The sequence below is a fragment of the Streptomyces sp. AHU1 genome, assembly GCF_045343905.1.
GTDB lineage: Bacteria > Actinomycetota > Actinomycetes > Streptomycetales > Streptomycetaceae > Streptomyces > Streptomyces triticiradicis.
In genome coordinates this window covers 4,789,858-4,804,612 of the sequence record NZ_CP174283.1, presented here as the reverse complement: position 1 = coordinate 4,804,612, position 14,755 = coordinate 4,789,858, and the positions used below count along the sequence as shown (strand labels likewise).

Genomic DNA, 14,755 nt, shown 5'->3' with positions numbered 1-14,755 from the left:
GAATTAACGCCGTGATCCTGATCACCTCGATATTCGGTTGCCCCTGGCCGCATTTTCCGTTCAGGATCTATCCCTGTTCCGACCAGAACAGAATGACGAGGAGTAAGTCTTGAGCATGCGAAACGGGGTAAAGGCTGCACTGGCGGCCACCGCTCTCATCGTGGCCGCGGCCACGCCGGCCCTGGCCGTCACCGTCGACGTGGGCGGCGGCAAGTGGAGCTACGACCACGGCGCCAACACGGCGTGGTCGAACTACAAGCACCCGAGCAACCAGCACTCGTCCTCGGTGAAGGTGGGCGGCACGGTCTTCGGCAGCGGCTGCACCGCCAAGGGGAAGTGGTCCCTCGCCTCGGCGAGCCTGAACGGCTCGGTGTCGTACCACTACAACCCGAACTGCTGAGTTTCCCGGTCGAAACCCGGCGGGTCTAGGCATCCACGAGTGGCGCCGCTCTCGGGTGTCTGACCGGGCTCTTTCGGCTGTGGAGGCGAGCGTCCCTCGCCTCCACAGCCTTTCTTCGCGGACCTTGAATTTCCGGACGGGTGCTCCCGGGCGCCCTCGACCTAGGTATCCCATGCTGCATCGAGGTATACGATTCGTCCACGCCGCCGTCCTGGCCTTCTCCGCAGTGCTGGCTTTTCTGTTCCTGAGCGGCCTGGACGAGAGCGGGATCCTGGGAAACTCGGCCCTGGTCGACGTGATGGACTCCGACGATTCCGTCAGTGGTGCTCAGGTCGCCCGGAAAATCACGGCCTTCTCCGCCGAGCACGAAGTCGGGGTGGCCCGCGAGGTGGCCGACCTGAAGAATCCCGACGGTGTTCGGCATCTCTATCTGGCTCCGGGCGGCCCCCATTCCCCGACCGCGGACTGGCTGGACGACGGCTATCCGGAGTTCAGCGGGAAATACGAGACACGCGTGCACCCGATCTCCGAGATCGGACAACGGGACCCTCGCGGTTCCTACTACGTGTTCGGATCGGCCGCCGCGGCCGACGCCCTGAAGGCCGAGCTCGACGGCCTCGGCATGACCGTGGCCGTCACCCACCCCCTGTCGTACACCGAACTGGCCGACCGGTACTCGGACGACCCCCTGTACTGGGCCTTCTGCGTGGTCGCCCTCGCGGCGCTGACCACGACCGGCGCGAGCGTGCTGCTCAACGCGAAGTCGTACGGAGTCCTGCGGATGCAGGGCATGTCCTTCGCCGGCATCCTCCTTCGCGACCTGCGGCAGCTGGCGGTGTTCTGGCTGATCGCGGCCGCCACCGTCACGGTCTCGGCGCTCGCCTTCCTCGGCCTCTACAACGGCCTCGCCCGGCCGGGGCTGTTCGCTTCGCTGACCGCGGGCGTCGCGGCCCTGCTCACCACCCTGGTGCTGGCCGCTCACACGGCCGCGCTGGCTCTGACCTACAAGGTCGACGTACTGCGCGCCCTCAAGGGCGAACTGCCTTCACGGGCGGCGTCCGTCAGCGTCTACCTCGTACGCGTTCCCGCGCTGCTGCTCGCTCTCGGCATCGCCACGGACGTCACGCTCGCGAGCCGGGACGTACTGACCCGCCAGGAGAACCGGGACGCCTACCGTGCCGTGGGCGACGCGGTCTCGCTCCGCCTCAACGGCGCCTTCGCCATGCACATGGACCAGTTGAACGACCACGTCGGCCCGTGGCTGCGCCAGGCCGACGAGCGGGGCGAGATCATCGTCGCCGGGCGCAGGGACCTCCAGGTCTCCGCGCCGGACGCGCGGCTGCCGGCCGGCGAGATCCTCGTCGTCAATGACACGTATCTCGGCAGACAGCCGATTCTCGATCCGGCGGGCCGGCCCTACACCTCCGAAGCCGGGAGCGGCAAGGCGCCGGACTCCCGCCCGGTGCGGGTCATCATTCCCGAATCCCTTTCCTCACACACGCGGACGATCGCCAAGGCGGCTTCGGAGATCATCGATCCGGATCTCAGTCGGCACATCCCGATCGAAACGCTCAGCAGCAGAACCGGACAGCGCCTCTTCGGGTACAACACCGGCAGGTACGTCTACAACTCCGCGCACAGCGCGGACGAGGACAGGTCCATGGTCCGCGACCCGGTCGTCATCGCCGTCCCCAACGGCTCACGTTTCCTCACGGACGACGCGTACACCTCGTTCGCCACTCAGTCGGGAGTGGTCTTCCCCGACCCTGATGACGTGTCGAACGCCATCAGGACGAAAAACGTTCGGAACTACGTGAACTCGATGAGTCCGGTCGGGCAGGAAACCGCCCTGGCCCTACGGAATTCGGTCACAGAACTCCGGCTTCAGATGTTCAACCTCGTCATTGCCGTGACCGTGCTCATCGTCGCCGGGGTCGGCGTCTGCCTCATCTACTCGCGGAAGAACGCGCAGAGCATATTCGTACGGCACATCAGCGGCTGGAGGTACGTCGCCAACCACCGCTTCGTGCTCGCCGTGGAGGTGGCCATCGCGCTCGTCTTCGCCACACGGGTTCCCTTCCAGGCCTGGCAGCAGAACCAGGAACTGGAGAAGTTCGCCGCGGCCGGCGCGCCCGCCCCCTTCGAGCAGATTCACATCGACGCACTGGATCTCACCGTCATCACCGGCCTCGTCGTTTTCGAACTGGGCGCCGTGCTGACCGCTCTCGCGTTCTTCCATCACCGCATCGTGAAGGAAGGGGCGACGGAGTCGTGAGCCCCGCCCACGCGAAAACCCCTCCATTCAGCCGGAGTATGTCGTGATCGATATAGAGAACCTTTCGAAGGCCTTCGGCGCCCGGACCCTGTGGCGCGATGTCAACCTCACCGTCGACCGTGGTGAGATGCTCGCTCTCACCGGCCCGAGCGGATCGGGAAAGTCGACCCTCCTGAACTGTCTCGGGCTGCTCGACAGGCCGAGTACCGGGTCGATCCGGTACGAGGGGAAGGACATCACCCGATTCGGCCGGGGCGATGTCCGCCGGTTTCGCCGCGACACCCTCGGCTATCTGTTCCAGCACTACGCGCTGATCGAGAACGCCACGGTCGCCGAGAACCTGGAAGTGGTGGCCGGGCCACGGCGGTCGGCGCAGGGCGAGAGCAAGGGCACCGACAGGAAGAAGGGCGGTACGGCTGTCGCCGAAGCCCTCGACCGTGTCGGTCTGGCGGGGCTGGAGAAGGAGAGGATCCACCACCTCAGCGGTGGCGAACAGCAACGCGTGGCCCTGGCCCGTCTCATGGTCCAGCGGCCGGCCCTGGTGCTCGCGGACGAGCCGACCGGTGCGCTCGACGACGACAACAGCACGGTCGTCATCGACATCCTCCGTGAGATGAGCGAGGCCGGATGCGCCGTGGTCATCGCCACCCACGACGCCGGTGTCCGTGATCGGTGCGACGCCGTGTTCGCCGTGCACGAGTCCTCCCTCGTCCGCTCCCCGGCGGCGGCCGGTGCGAAGGGGTGACCCCACACCCCGCACCGCACCCCACACCGCCCAGGACCTGCTCTCCGGGGCCCGAGAGCAGCCGCGGACGACTCGGAGCGGCCCCCATTCCTTGCCCCGGGGGTCTGTCCGCAAGTGGCAGACTGCTTCCATGACGACGCACAAGAACCTGCTCGGCGGCCCGGACCCGACGTACCTGCCGGAGAACGAAGAGGCGTACCGCCTGCTGGGTGAGGAATCCCGGCCCCCGGTCGAGGTCGCGGCGAAGCACCCCACGTTCTCGCTCGCCTGGGCGATGCTCGCCGACGACGCCTTCGAATCGGGGCGGGTCGTCGAGTCGTACGCCTACGCCCGTACCGGCTACCACCGCGGTCTGGACTCCCTGCGCCGGGCCGGATGGAAGGGACACGGCCCCATCCCCTGGGAGCACCGGGCCAACCGCGGGTTCCTGCGCTGCCTCGCCGCCCTCGCCCGTGCCGCGGGCGAGATCGACGAGAAGGACGAGACGGAGCGCTGCTGGCAGTTCCTCAAGGACAGCAGCGCCGAGGCGTACACCGAGCTGAAGCGGTAGACAGCGGTCACCGCGGCCCGGGCGTCCGTGCCGCCGTCACCCGGACGGTGACGGCGGCACGGCGCGTCCGGGCCACCGCCCTGCCGCTCGCCACGGCCGCCTGCGGACCGGAGGCCGACACCGGCACGGTCACGAAGCCGGACCAGCGCCGGAAGGCCCGGGGCCCGGGGGATCGGAGGGCGCCGGGGACCCGGAGGAACCCCCGTTCCCGAGGACGCCCCGGGAGCGCTCCGGTTCCAGCGGGGGCGCCGTCAGCGAGCCGTGCCTGCGGCACTCGGGGCGCAGGCAGCCGGGCGGCGGACGGCGGACGGTCGTGAAGGCCAGCACCGCGCCGACCACCAGCACGCCCGCGCACAGCGGCATCGCCCGGCGGAAGGCCGCGTCGAAGGCCTCCGCCGAGCGGTAGGCCTCCGGTCCCATCCCGGTGAGCAGCGGCAGCGCGGCCACGGCGACGAGCCCGGCCGCGCGGGCCGCCGCGTTGTTGATCCCGCTGGCCAGACCGGCCCGCCCGGTGTCCACGGAGGCCAGGACGGTCGCGGTCAGCGGCGCGACCAGGGTCACCATGCCCAGACCCATCACCAGCAGCGCGGGCAGCACGTCGGCCACGTACGACGCGTCCTCGCCGACGCGCAGCATCAGCAGCATGCCCGCCGCGCACAGCAGCGGCCCGACCGTCAGTGGAACACGCGGGCCGATCCGCTGGGAGAGCTCTCCGGAGCGGGCGGAGAAGAGCAGCATCAAAGCGGTCGTCGGCAGGAGCGCCGTGCCGGCCTGGAGCGCCGAGTAGCCCGCCACGACCTGGAGCTGGAGCGCGGTCAGGAAGAAGAAGCCGCCGAAGGCCGCGTAGACGCACAGGGTCACCAGGTTGACGGCCGTGAACTGGCGCGAGGCGAAGATGTCCAGGGGCATCATCGGATCGGGCCGCCGCCGCTCGACGTACACGAAGGCCACCCCCGCCGCCACGCCCGCGACCGCCGCCACCGGCACGAGCACGGAACCGCTCCTCGCCTCGATCAGGGCGTACGTCACCAGGGCGAGCGAGAGCGCGCCGAGGACGGCGCCGAGGACGTCGAAACCGCGGCGGCCCGGCCCGTGGGCACCCCCGGTGGACTCCGGGACGTGGCGCACGGCGATCGGGGCGCACACCAGCGCGACCGGGACGTTCAGCAGGAACACCCAGCGCCAGCCGGGACCGTCCACCAGCCAGCCGCCCAGGAACGGCCCGACGGCGGCCCCGACGCCCCCGAAGCCCGACCACAGCCCGATGGCGCGGGACCGGTCGTCCGGATGGAAGGAGGCCTGGATGATCGCCAGCGAACCGGGGGTCAGCAGCGCCCCGCCGACGCCCTGGAGGACGCGGGCCGCGATGAGCACGTCCACGTCCGGCGCGAGTCCGCACAGCAGCGAGGCCGCGGCGAACCACACCACGCCGATGACGAAGATCCTCCGGCGTCCGAAACGGTCCCCGAGCGAGCCGCCCAGCAGGATCAGCCCGGCCAGCGACAGCATGTAGCCGTTCACGGTCCACTGGAGGGCGGCGAGGCTCGCGTCCAGGTCACGGCCGATGGCGGGCAGGGCGACGTTGACGACGGTCGAGTCCAGCAGGGCCATGCTGGAGCCGAGGACGGTGGTCAGCAGGATCCACTTCCCGGTCGGGGAGGCGATCCGTACCGCGGGTCCACCGCCCGCGGGTCTGCCGTCCGATGCGTCCCGCGCGGGCACAGCCATACCTCGGAGCATACGGAAGGGCCCGGCACCGTGACGGGTACCGGGCCCTTCCGGGACGCACGAGCACCGTCCGGCCGCGTGGGCCGGACGGTTCCGGGACTACTTGAGGCGCGTGCCCGTGGAACGCAGGGCGGCGCAGGCCTCGGTCACACGCTGGGCCATGCCGGCCTCGGCGAGCTTGCCCCAGGTGCGCGGGTCGTACTTCGACTTGGTGCCGACCTCGCCGTCGACCTTCAGGACGCCGTCGTAGTTGCGGAACATGTGGTCCACGACCGGACGGGTGAAGGCGTACTGGGTGTCGGTGTCGAGGTTCATCTTCACGACGCCGTTCTCCAGCGCGGTGGCGATCTCCTCGGCGGTGGAGCCGGAGCCGCCGTGGAAGACGAAGTCGAACGGGTCCGCCTTGCCGTACTTGGCGGCGACACCCTCCTGGAGGTCCTTGAGGAGCTCGGGGCGCAGGACGACGTTGCCCGGCTTGTACACGCCGTGCACGTTGCCGAAGGACGCGGCGAGCAGGTAGCGGCCCTTGTCGCCCAGGCCCAGGGCCTCGGCGGTGCGCAGCGCGTCCTCGACGGTCGTGTACAGCTCGTCGTTGATCTCGTGGCTGACGCCGTCCTCCTCGCCGCCGGTCGGGGTGATCTCGACCTCGAGGATGATCTTCGCGGCGGCGGCCTTGGCGAGCAGCTCCTGGGCGATGGCCAGGTTGTCGGCGAGGGTCTCGGCGGAGCCGTCCCACATGTGGGACTGGAACAGCGGGTTCTCGCCCTTGGCGACGCGCTCGGCGGAGATGTCGAGCAGCGGACGTACGTAGCCGTCCAGCTTGTCCTTGGGGCAGTGGTCCGTGTGCAGCGCGACCGTGATGTCGTACTTCGAGGCGACGACGTGCGCGAACTCGGCGAGGGCGACGGCGCCCGTGACCATGTCCTTGTTGTACTGGCCGCCCAGGAACTCCGCGCCACCGGTGGAGATCTGGATGATGCCGTCGCTCTCCGCCTCCGCGAAGCCGCGCAGCGCAGCGTGCAGGGTCTGGGACGAGGTCACGTTGATGGCCGGGTAGGCGAACTTGCCTGCCTTCGCCCGGTCGAGCATCTCGTTGTAGACCTCGGGGGTTGCGATGGGCATCTGTCCGCTCCTTGTATGTGCGGGTCTGCGTACTGCTGCTGCGGTACGACGGGACTGGTGCTTATGGCCCTGACCTAGGGGGGCGACGTCATCGTCGGCCCCATCTTTCCAGACGTCGCCGGATACGGCGGACAACCTGTCCGGCATACGGGACCGGGCGTTCGGCCCGGTCCCGCGGGGGCGTCGTCAGTCGAGCCCCAACTCGCCCTTGGAGTAGGCGAAGAGGTACGGAACACCGGCGCCGGCCTCGATCTTCTCGGCGGCACCGGTGGCGCGGTCGACGATCGTGGCGACGCCGACGACCTCGGCCCCGGCCTCGCGGACGGCCTGGACGGCCTCGAGCGGGGAGCCGCCCGTGGTCGAGGTGTCCTCGACGACGAGGACGCGCCGGCCCTTGATCTCGGGGCCCTCGACACGGCGCTGCAGGCCGTGCGCCTTGGCGGCCTTGCGGACGACGAAGGCGTCCAGCCTGCGCCCGTTCGCGGCGGCCGCGTGCAGCATCGCCCCGGCGACCGGGTCCGCGCCCATCGTCAGCCCGCCGACCGCGTCGAAGTCCAGGTCGGCGGTGAGGTCGAGGAGGACCTGTCCCACGAGGGGGGCCGCCTCGCCGTCCAGCGTGATCCGGCGCAGGTCCACGTAGTAGTCGGCCTCAAGACCCGAGGAGAGGGTCACCTTGCCGTGCACCACGGCCTTGTCCTTGATCTGCTGCAGCAGCGCGCCGCGTACGTCACTCATGGACGCCAGCTTAGAGGCGCCGCCAGCTCCAGGTCGTGGTGGCTTCGAGGGGCTCGATGGGCGTGACCAGCCTGGGGTGGGTGTTGAGCCCGTTCGGCGGACCGGTCTGCGGCTCCACGCACACGGCCGCCTCCTGCTCGTCGTAGACGACGACCCACTGCTCGCGGCTGGCGACCTTCAGCTCCAGCCGGCCCGGCCAGGTGAGCGTGACGTCGACGCCCTCCGGCATGCCGAAGCAGTCGTCCCAGGGGCCGGGCCGCGGATCGAAGCGGCGGCCGGTGGGCAGGTGGTCCTCGCCCCGCTCCTCCTGCCAGGCGGCGCTGAAGTCGACGCGGACGCCCTCGCCGCCGTCCTCCAGGGTCCTGTTGAACCAGGGGTGCCAGCCGATCTGGGCCGGGAACGACTCCCCGTACGTCTCCACCGACATGGTGACCGTCAGGCCGTCCCCGGTGAGGGCGAAGGCCTGGGTGACGCGGGCGGGGTGCGGCCACGGCTCGACCAGGTCGTACGTGATCACGGCTTCGTCCGCGGTGACGCGGGCCGTCCTCCAGGCGCCGTCGCGGGCGGTGCCGTGGATGGCGTGCGGCGGGGAGTTGAGCGGCATCTGCCGGACGGCGGCGCCGTCGAGGAACCTGCCGTCGCGGATCCGTCCGCACCACGGGACCATCGGGAAGCACCCGAACTTCGCGCCCTGCCGCAGCAGTTCGACGCCGTCGATCCGCAGACCGCCGATCCGTCCGCCGTTGCCCGGCGACACGGTCGCCTCCGCGTCGCCCGCGGTCAGCGTGATGTCTTCGTTACTCACGGGGCCGACCCTACTGGGGCGGGGGCGCCCCGTCGTTCCCGCCCTCAACGACGCTTGCGCAGCGCCCGGGTCAGGGCGATCGCCGAGGCCAGCGCCAGGGCCGCCGCGGGGGCCGCCCAGCGGAGGGTGGCGCGTGCGGCGGTGGCCTCCGGGGGCGGGACGGGGGCGTAGCGGCCGCGCGGAGGGGCGTGGTCGACCTCCTCCGCGCTGCGTCCGATCATCGTCCGCCGCGCGTGCGCCGCCTCGGCCATCGCGTCCGCCCGCCCGGCCTCCTCCACGAAGTCCTCCCCGTCGAACTCCTCGTCGTCGGCCGGGCCGCCGAACGAGGGGGCGGACACGTCCGCCTCGACGCCGGGGTCCGCCTCGGTATCGGGTTCCTCGTCGATCCCGGAGTCCGCCTCGAGCTCGGGATCGGGTTCGAGTTCGGGTTCGAGGTCGAATTCGGGTTCGGCCTCGGGTCCGAGGTCGGGTCCCCGGCCCGGCCGGGCCTCGGCCGGGGCCCCGGCCTCGGCTTCGGATCCGGCCGCCTGCCCGGTTCCGCCCGCCTGCCCGGTTCCGGTTTCCGGACCGGTTCCGGTTTCCGGACCGGAGTCGGGGTCCGTCGCGGGGCCGGGGTCCGTCGCGGGGCCGTCCTTGGGGCGGGGCCCGGAACCGGCGCCGGACGCGGGTCCGGGCCCGGCCGCGAGGTCCGCGGCCAGGGTTTCACCGAAACGGTTCAGCAGGCGCCGGCCCGTCGAGGACACCGCGTCGTGCGGGAGTTCCGCCACCCGGCCGTCGCCGGAGGCCGTGCCGCCGAACGCGAGGGTGGTACCGCCGTCGGCGGGGAGGAGCCGCAGGGTCAGCGCCAGTTTCACGGCGCCCCCGCCGCGCGCCTCCGTGGCGTCGCCCTCGACGGCGTAGGAGCCGTCGCCCTGGGCGGTGACGCGGAACGCGCCGCGATAGGTGATCGTGTGACCGGCGACGCGGACCTTCAGCCGCCCGGCGACCCGCGCGGACCCCGTGTCCCTCCCGCCCCCGGCCGGGGAGGACGTGTCCGCGGTGTCCCGCCCGGCCCCGGGGACGGGGGGCGAGCCCTTGTCCGTGTCCGCCGCGCCGTCGGCGACGGCCGACGCGTCCTGCTGGAGACCGGGGATCGCGCGGGCGACCCGGACGGGATCGGCCAGCGCCTCCCTCAGCCGCCGGGCCGGAAACGGAACGAACACCTCATGCTCCATGTCAGCCGAGCCTACCCAGCACGGCCCGGACCGCACCCGCGTATCACGGGATTTCCGGACCTTCCCCTCAGTCGGTGTAGCGCGGATGCACCAGCGTGGAAGGGGGGAGCGGACGCGGGAAGCGACTGCGGGAGGCGGCGCGCGCGTCCGCCGTCAGGTCCGCCTGGGTGAGGGTGCGCGGCCGCGGGAGGGAGGGGTCGAGCCGCAGGGGTGGGGGTGCCCGGGAGGCGAGGATGAAACCCCAGTCGCCCGCGGACCCCGCCGCGCCCGCTCCGGCGCGGCCGTCGGGCCGGGCCGCGGGGCCCGGGTCCCGGCCGGTGACACGGTAGGGCCTGGTGCGCAGGCCGGCCGCGCGGATCGTCGCGTCGACCGTCCAGAAGGTCCGGTGCCGGTCGGCCAGCGGGCCCGCGTGGACCACGAGACGCCCGCCGGGGGCGAGCACGCGGCGGGCGAGGCCGTAGAACTCCTGCGAGTACAGCTTGGTGGCGGCGGTGACACGGGGGTCGGGCAGGTCCGAGACGACGACGTCGTACGTGGACCGGGTGCCGCGCAGCCGGCCGAAGGCGTCCGCCGTCACCACGTGGACCCGGGGGTCGTCGTACACGTGGCGGTTGAGGGCGGACAGCACGGCGTCGTGGCGTGCCAGCCGGACCACGTCCGCGTCGGGTTCGACGATGTCGACGCGGCGCACACCGGGGTGGCGCAGCACCTCGCGGGCGGCGAGTCCGTCACCGCCGCCGAGGACGAGCACGCGCGCGTGCGGACCGTTCATCGCGGGGTGGACGAGCGCCTCGTGGTAGCGGCGCTCGTCGTGGCCGCTGAACCGCAGGCGGCCGTCGAGGAAGAAGCGGAGCGGACGGCCGTGGGTGCCGCCGGTGAGGACGGCCTCCTGGACTCCGGTGCGCAGCACGGCGCGCGTGTCCGCCCCGTACAGGGCGTGCCGCGCGGCCCGCTCGAAGTCACCGACCAGCACCGCGGCCGAGGCGAGCAGACCGAGCACGACGACGTTGGCGACGACCAGGGTCCAGCGCGCGCGGCGGGTCAGGTCGCCCCGGAACAGGCCGAGCACGAGGGCGCCGCCGGCGATCACGTTCACCGCTCCGGTCAGCAGCGCGCCCGTCAACTGGCCTAACAGGGGCAGCAACAGGAAGGGGAAGGCGAGGCCGCCGAAGAGGGCGCCCACGTAGTCCGCCGCGAACAGGTCCGCGACCGCGCCGCCGGGGTCCTGGCGGCGGATGCGCTGTATCAGCTCCATGAGCAGCGGGACCTCGGCGCCGATGAGCAGGCCGATGGTGAGCGAGAAGACCACCAGCAGGCAGCGGGGCCCCTCCGCCCACGGGCCGCCCCATCCGCCCGTCCAGGCGAACACCGCGTACAGGGCCATCGCGCTGCAGCCGCCGACCAGGGCGAGCGCCGCCTCGACGGCGCCGAAGCCGGCCGCGGCGCGCGGGCTCAGCCGCTTCGCCGCGAGGGAGCCGACGCCCATGGCGAAGACCATCACGGAGAGCACGACGGACGCCTGGGTGACCGAGTCGCCGATCAAGTACGAGGCGATGGCGACGAGTTCGAGCTCGTACACGAGTCCGCAGGCCGCGCAGACGAACACTCCCGCGAGGACGAGGAACCTGCCGATGCCCGGACGGACGGGCAGCCGCGCCTGGCCCTGGACGCCCCAGGGCGGCGGCGCGCCGGGCGGGGCAGGCGCGTGCGGTTCGATCACGCCGTGAACGCTACGTCACGCCACCACTACGTCTCGTCACCCACACGTGTGGAAACCGTTGCTCTTCACGGTGTACCGGGTTGACCTGGGCGCCTTCCCCGCGCACAGTGCGCGGGCCCCGCGTGCGGTGGTTCCGCCCGGCCCGCGCTCCGCCGTCAGACGCCGGACGCGCTGAGGGCTCCCCTCCGTACCCCGACCCGCGTGCGCGTCGCGACCAACTGGCCGTCCTGCGGGTACGCGTGCCACGTACGCCAGTGGACCTGGCCCTCGCGCTTCTGGGCGAGCATCGCCGTGAACGCGTGCGGGCTGCCGGGAAAGACGCCGGCGAGACCCTGGGGGTGGTCGGAGACGAGGGCCAGCAACTCCTGGGCGCGGCCCGCGAAGGAGCCGGGTGACAGGATCTCGACGCGGGCCGCGAACTCGTACTCCCAGTCGCCGAACCGCTTCGCGACGCCGAGCGGCAGGGGCGTGCTGCTGCCGGCGATGCACGCGACGGTCTCCGAACAACTGCCCCTCTCCTCCTCCAGAAGCACCTGGTGGGACGCGCCGAGCAGTCTCAACTGGAGTTTCGCCCCGGCCAGTTCGAGATCGAGGGTGGCGAGGGCCGGCAGCGGTTCGCGGCCCAGGGCCCAGGCGAGATCGGCCGCGCGCGTGTCGGTGTACGAGGTTTTCAGGGTCGTGAGCATGGGTGGGCTCCGCTAGCACGCAAAGGTGAGGTGGGGTTCCTGCGCACCCGGTCAACACCGGGGGGACGGCCCGGCCGGCTTGGCCGGAAGGGCACCCATCGGACGCGTCCGACAGGACCGTCCGATGGACTTCCGAGGCCTGTCGGCCCAGGGCTGCTCGGTGATGCACCAGGGCCGCTTTGGTGGTTTAGAGGGAATCATGAACTGTGCTGCCGCCACAGCGTTTTTACCCAACTTCGTGGGGTTTCCATCCCCCCGAGGGCTTCACAGCTCAACTGTTCAACCACGACGTGCGTCCGGCGCACGAACGTGCCCGTCGGCGGTCGTCGCCCGACGGGCACCTCCGTGCACCGGACGCGTTTTCGGCCAGGAGCTCAACTGCCCCGTGTCAGCTGCCTCCGCCGCATCCGCCCCCGCCGCACGAGGACCCGCCGCCGCACGACGAACCTCCGCCGCACGACGAGTGCCCCCCGCAGGAGTGGCCCCCGTGTCCCCCGTGGTGCCCGCCCGAGGACCCGCCGGACGAACAGGAGGACGCGGCCCCGCCCGCACCTCCGGCCCACCAACTGCTGTCACTGCCGCTGCCGCTGCCGCTGCCGCCCCGGCGCCGGGAGCGGCGCTTCTCCTTCCTGGCCCCGCCGACGGCGCTCACGACCAGGACAAGCACAACGATCGCCAGGATGATGCCGATGACCATGGCGTCACCCTCCTTCCGTCCTCCCGAAGCGGCCCCCCGTGGGCCGTGCTTTCCGATTCGGGTCCTGCGTGACAGGGGGATGCCCTTGCGCACCGCGGCCCAAAGCGGAGTTGAGGAACTCCAGAGGGTTCTCTCGCGGCAACGGCCCCCGACCTGCCAGAAGGGCAGGTCAGGGGCCGTTCGCGGGTCACCTCACTTCAGGGTGGGTATGACCTTGTAGCAATAGGGGTCGGTCGCCGCCAGGTAGTCGGCCCACAGCTCGGTTCCGGTCCTGGGCCCCACTATGCCGTCCACGGCGTAGTAACGATCGCCGAGCGCACGCTGGAAGTCCATCACCCCCCGACGGGTGTCCTTGCCGAAGACTCCGTCCACGGCGATGGCGAACATCGGCTCAAGACGGCTCGAGTAGAACGCGTTGACGGCGATCTGGACGCAGGTGACACCGGCTCCCCGGGAGCCGTACTGGACGTTGCCCACGCCCGGCTGCGCGCTCGCGGACGAGGTGCCCATGGCGGTCACCACGAACGCCGCGCAGGTGGCCGCTCCCGCGCGAAGCGCCGACTTCATGCTCGGTTTCATCTGGAACTGTCCCCCAAGCACCCATTCAAGATCATTTTCTGGTCGATCGGGAGTGTAAGGGACACCGCGAAGACACCTCGAACGCCACCTGGTCAGGGGCACTTCCAACGGCTCCGGTCCGCCGGGGGCGGGCCGGACGACGAGCCGGACGACGGGCTCCGAACGGTTCGGCGGTCACTCGCGGGGGCGTGTCGGACACCACCGCGGGCGACCGTCCGTGGACGTCGGTTGAGGAACCCCGGAACTTGGGCGCAGGATGGCCGGCATGACCTCCAGCGCGCGCCCCTTCCTGAACCGCCGGCTCGCCGAGTTCGGGACGACGATCTTCGCCGAGATGTCCGCCCTCGCGATGAGCACCGGCTCGATCAACCTCGGACAGGGCTTCCCCGACACCGACGGTCCCGAGGAGATCCGGGAGGCGGCCGTCCACGCGCTGCGGGACGGCCGCGGCAACCAGTACCCGCCGGGTCCGGGCGTCCCCGAACTGCGCACCGCGATCGCCTCGCACCAGAAGCGCCACTACGGCCTGTCGTACGACCCCGACACCGAGGTCCTGGTGACGGCGGGCGCCACCGAGGCCATCGCCGCGTCCCTGCTCGCGCTCCTGGAGCCGGGCGACGAGGTGATCGCCCTGGAGCCGTACTACGACTCGTACGCGGCCTCGATCGCCATGGCGGGCGGGATCCGCGTACCCGTGACGCTGCGCCCCGACGAGGCGGGGGACGAGGACGCCGACGGCCTCCGGCGTTTCCGGCTCGACCTCGACGAGCTGCGCGACGCGGTCACCGAGCGGACCCGGCTGCTGCTGATCAACACCCCGCACAACCCGACCGGCACCGTCCTCACGCGCGCGGAGCTGACGGAGGTCGCGCGGATCGCCGTCGAACGGGACCTGCTCGTGGTGACGGACGAGGTCTACGAACACCTCGTCTTCGACGACGCCGAGCACGTACCGCTGGCGAGTCTGCCGGGGATGCGCGAGCGGACGGTCACCATCGGCAGCGCGGGCAAGACGTTCTCGTTCACCGGCTGGAAGGTGGGCTGGGTGACCGCGCCGCCCGCCCTGGTCGGTGCCGTGCGGTCGGCGAAGCAGTTCCTGACGTACGTGGCGTCGGGGCCCTTCCAGTACGCCGTCGCCGAGGCGCTCGCGCTGCCGGGCGCCTACTTCGAGGACTTCCGCGCGGACATGCTGCGCAAGCGGGACGTGCTCGCGGCCGGGCTCGCGGAGGCGGGGTTCAAGGTCTTCCGGTCCGCGGGCACGTACTTCATCACCACCGACATCCGGCCGCTCGGCGAGAGCGACGGTTTCGCCTTCTGCCGCGCCCTGCCCGAGCGGGCCGGTGTGGTGGCCATCCCGAACGCCGTCTTCTACGACCACCGCGAGCAGGGCGCGCCGTTCGTGCGGTTCGCGTTCTGCAAGAGGGACGAGGTGCTGCACGAGGCCGCCGGGCGGCTGCGCCGGCTGTCGGCCTGAACTCCGGCCGGCCCGGGGCGGCCCG

The 14,755-nt window shown here is 71.5% G+C and carries 13 protein-coding genes; 5 read left to right on the top strand and 8 right to left on the bottom strand.

Annotation, left to right across the window (positions count from 1 at the left end):
- Nucleotides 1-115: 115 nt before the first annotated feature.
- The 4 genes from ACICHK_RS21475 (at nt 116) to ACICHK_RS21460 (ending at nt 3,970) form a co-directional block, all read left to right on the top strand.
- Nucleotides 116-400, top strand: coding sequence for a lactococcin 972 family bacteriocin (locus ACICHK_RS21475; RefSeq protein WP_151470117.1), 285 nt, complete (start codon nt 116-118; stop codon nt 398-400).
- A 172-nt stretch (nt 401-572) separates the two neighbouring features.
- Nucleotides 573-2,675, top strand: a complete 2,103-nt coding sequence (locus tag ACICHK_RS21470) for a hypothetical protein (RefSeq protein WP_406838177.1) — start codon at nt 573-575, stop codon at nt 2,673-2,675.
- Nucleotides 2,676-2,718: 43 nt separating this feature from the next.
- Entirely contained in the window at nt 2,719-3,420 is a 702-nt protein-coding gene (locus tag ACICHK_RS21465; RefSeq protein WP_151470115.1) for an ABC transporter ATP-binding protein, read from the top strand.
- Between the two features lie 130 nt (nt 3,421-3,550).
- Nucleotides 3,551-3,970: a DUF3151 domain-containing protein gene (locus ACICHK_RS21460; RefSeq protein ID WP_151470114.1), complete on the top strand. Its 420-nt coding sequence runs from the start codon at nt 3,551-3,553 to the stop codon at nt 3,968-3,970.
- A 129-nt stretch (nt 3,971-4,099) separates the two neighbouring features.
- On the opposite strand, the gene ACICHK_RS21455 is transcribed toward ACICHK_RS21460, so the two are convergent.
- The 8 genes from ACICHK_RS21455 to ACICHK_RS21420 form a co-directional block, all read right to left on the bottom strand.
- Complete coding sequence (locus ACICHK_RS21455; protein WP_406838176.1) at nt 4,100-5,698, bottom strand: MFS transporter; 1,599 nt, start codon at nt 5,696-5,698, stop codon at nt 4,100-4,102.
- 99 nt (nt 5,699-5,797) lie between these two features.
- Nucleotides 5,798-6,820, bottom strand: coding sequence for a class II fructose-bisphosphate aldolase (gene fbaA / locus ACICHK_RS21450; protein WP_406838175.1), 1,023 nt, complete (start codon nt 6,818-6,820; stop codon nt 5,798-5,800).
- Nucleotides 6,821-7,006: 186 nt separating this feature from the next.
- A complete protein-coding gene (pyrE, locus tag ACICHK_RS21445) occupies nt 7,007-7,555 on the bottom strand; it encodes an orotate phosphoribosyltransferase (protein ID WP_326786548.1) in 549 nt (182 codons plus the stop codon).
- Nucleotides 7,556-7,565: 10 nt separating this feature from the next.
- Nucleotides 7,566-8,360, bottom strand: a complete 795-nt coding sequence (locus ACICHK_RS21440; protein ID WP_406838174.1) for an aldose 1-epimerase — start codon at nt 8,358-8,360, stop codon at nt 7,566-7,568.
- Between the two features lie 44 nt (nt 8,361-8,404).
- On the bottom strand, nt 8,405-9,574 hold the full coding sequence (locus ACICHK_RS21435; RefSeq protein ID WP_406838173.1) for a carbon monoxide dehydrogenase: 1,170 nt from the start codon (nt 9,572-9,574) through the stop codon (nt 8,405-8,407).
- 67 nt (nt 9,575-9,641) lie between these two features.
- A complete protein-coding gene (locus ACICHK_RS21430; protein ID WP_406838172.1) occupies nt 9,642-11,294 on the bottom strand; it encodes a polyamine aminopropyltransferase in 1,653 nt (550 codons plus the stop codon).
- Between the two features lie 155 nt (nt 11,295-11,449).
- Nucleotides 11,450-11,980: a DUF2617 family protein gene (locus ACICHK_RS21425; RefSeq protein ID WP_151470108.1), complete on the bottom strand. Its 531-nt coding sequence runs from the start codon at nt 11,978-11,980 to the stop codon at nt 11,450-11,452.
- An 889-nt stretch (nt 11,981-12,869) separates the two neighbouring features.
- Nucleotides 12,870-13,244, bottom strand: a complete 375-nt coding sequence (locus tag ACICHK_RS21420) for a peptidoglycan-binding protein (protein WP_406838171.1) — start codon at nt 13,242-13,244, stop codon at nt 12,870-12,872.
- Nucleotides 13,245-13,512: 268 nt separating this feature from the next.
- Between ACICHK_RS21420 and ACICHK_RS21415 the strand changes: the two genes are divergently transcribed.
- The gene (locus tag ACICHK_RS21415; protein ID WP_406838170.1) at nt 13,513-14,730 is read left to right on the top strand and encodes a pyridoxal phosphate-dependent aminotransferase; all 1,218 of its coding nucleotides are present in this window, start codon (nt 13,513-13,515) and stop codon (nt 14,728-14,730) included.
- The last annotated feature ends 25 nt before the right edge of the window (nt 14,731-14,755 follow it).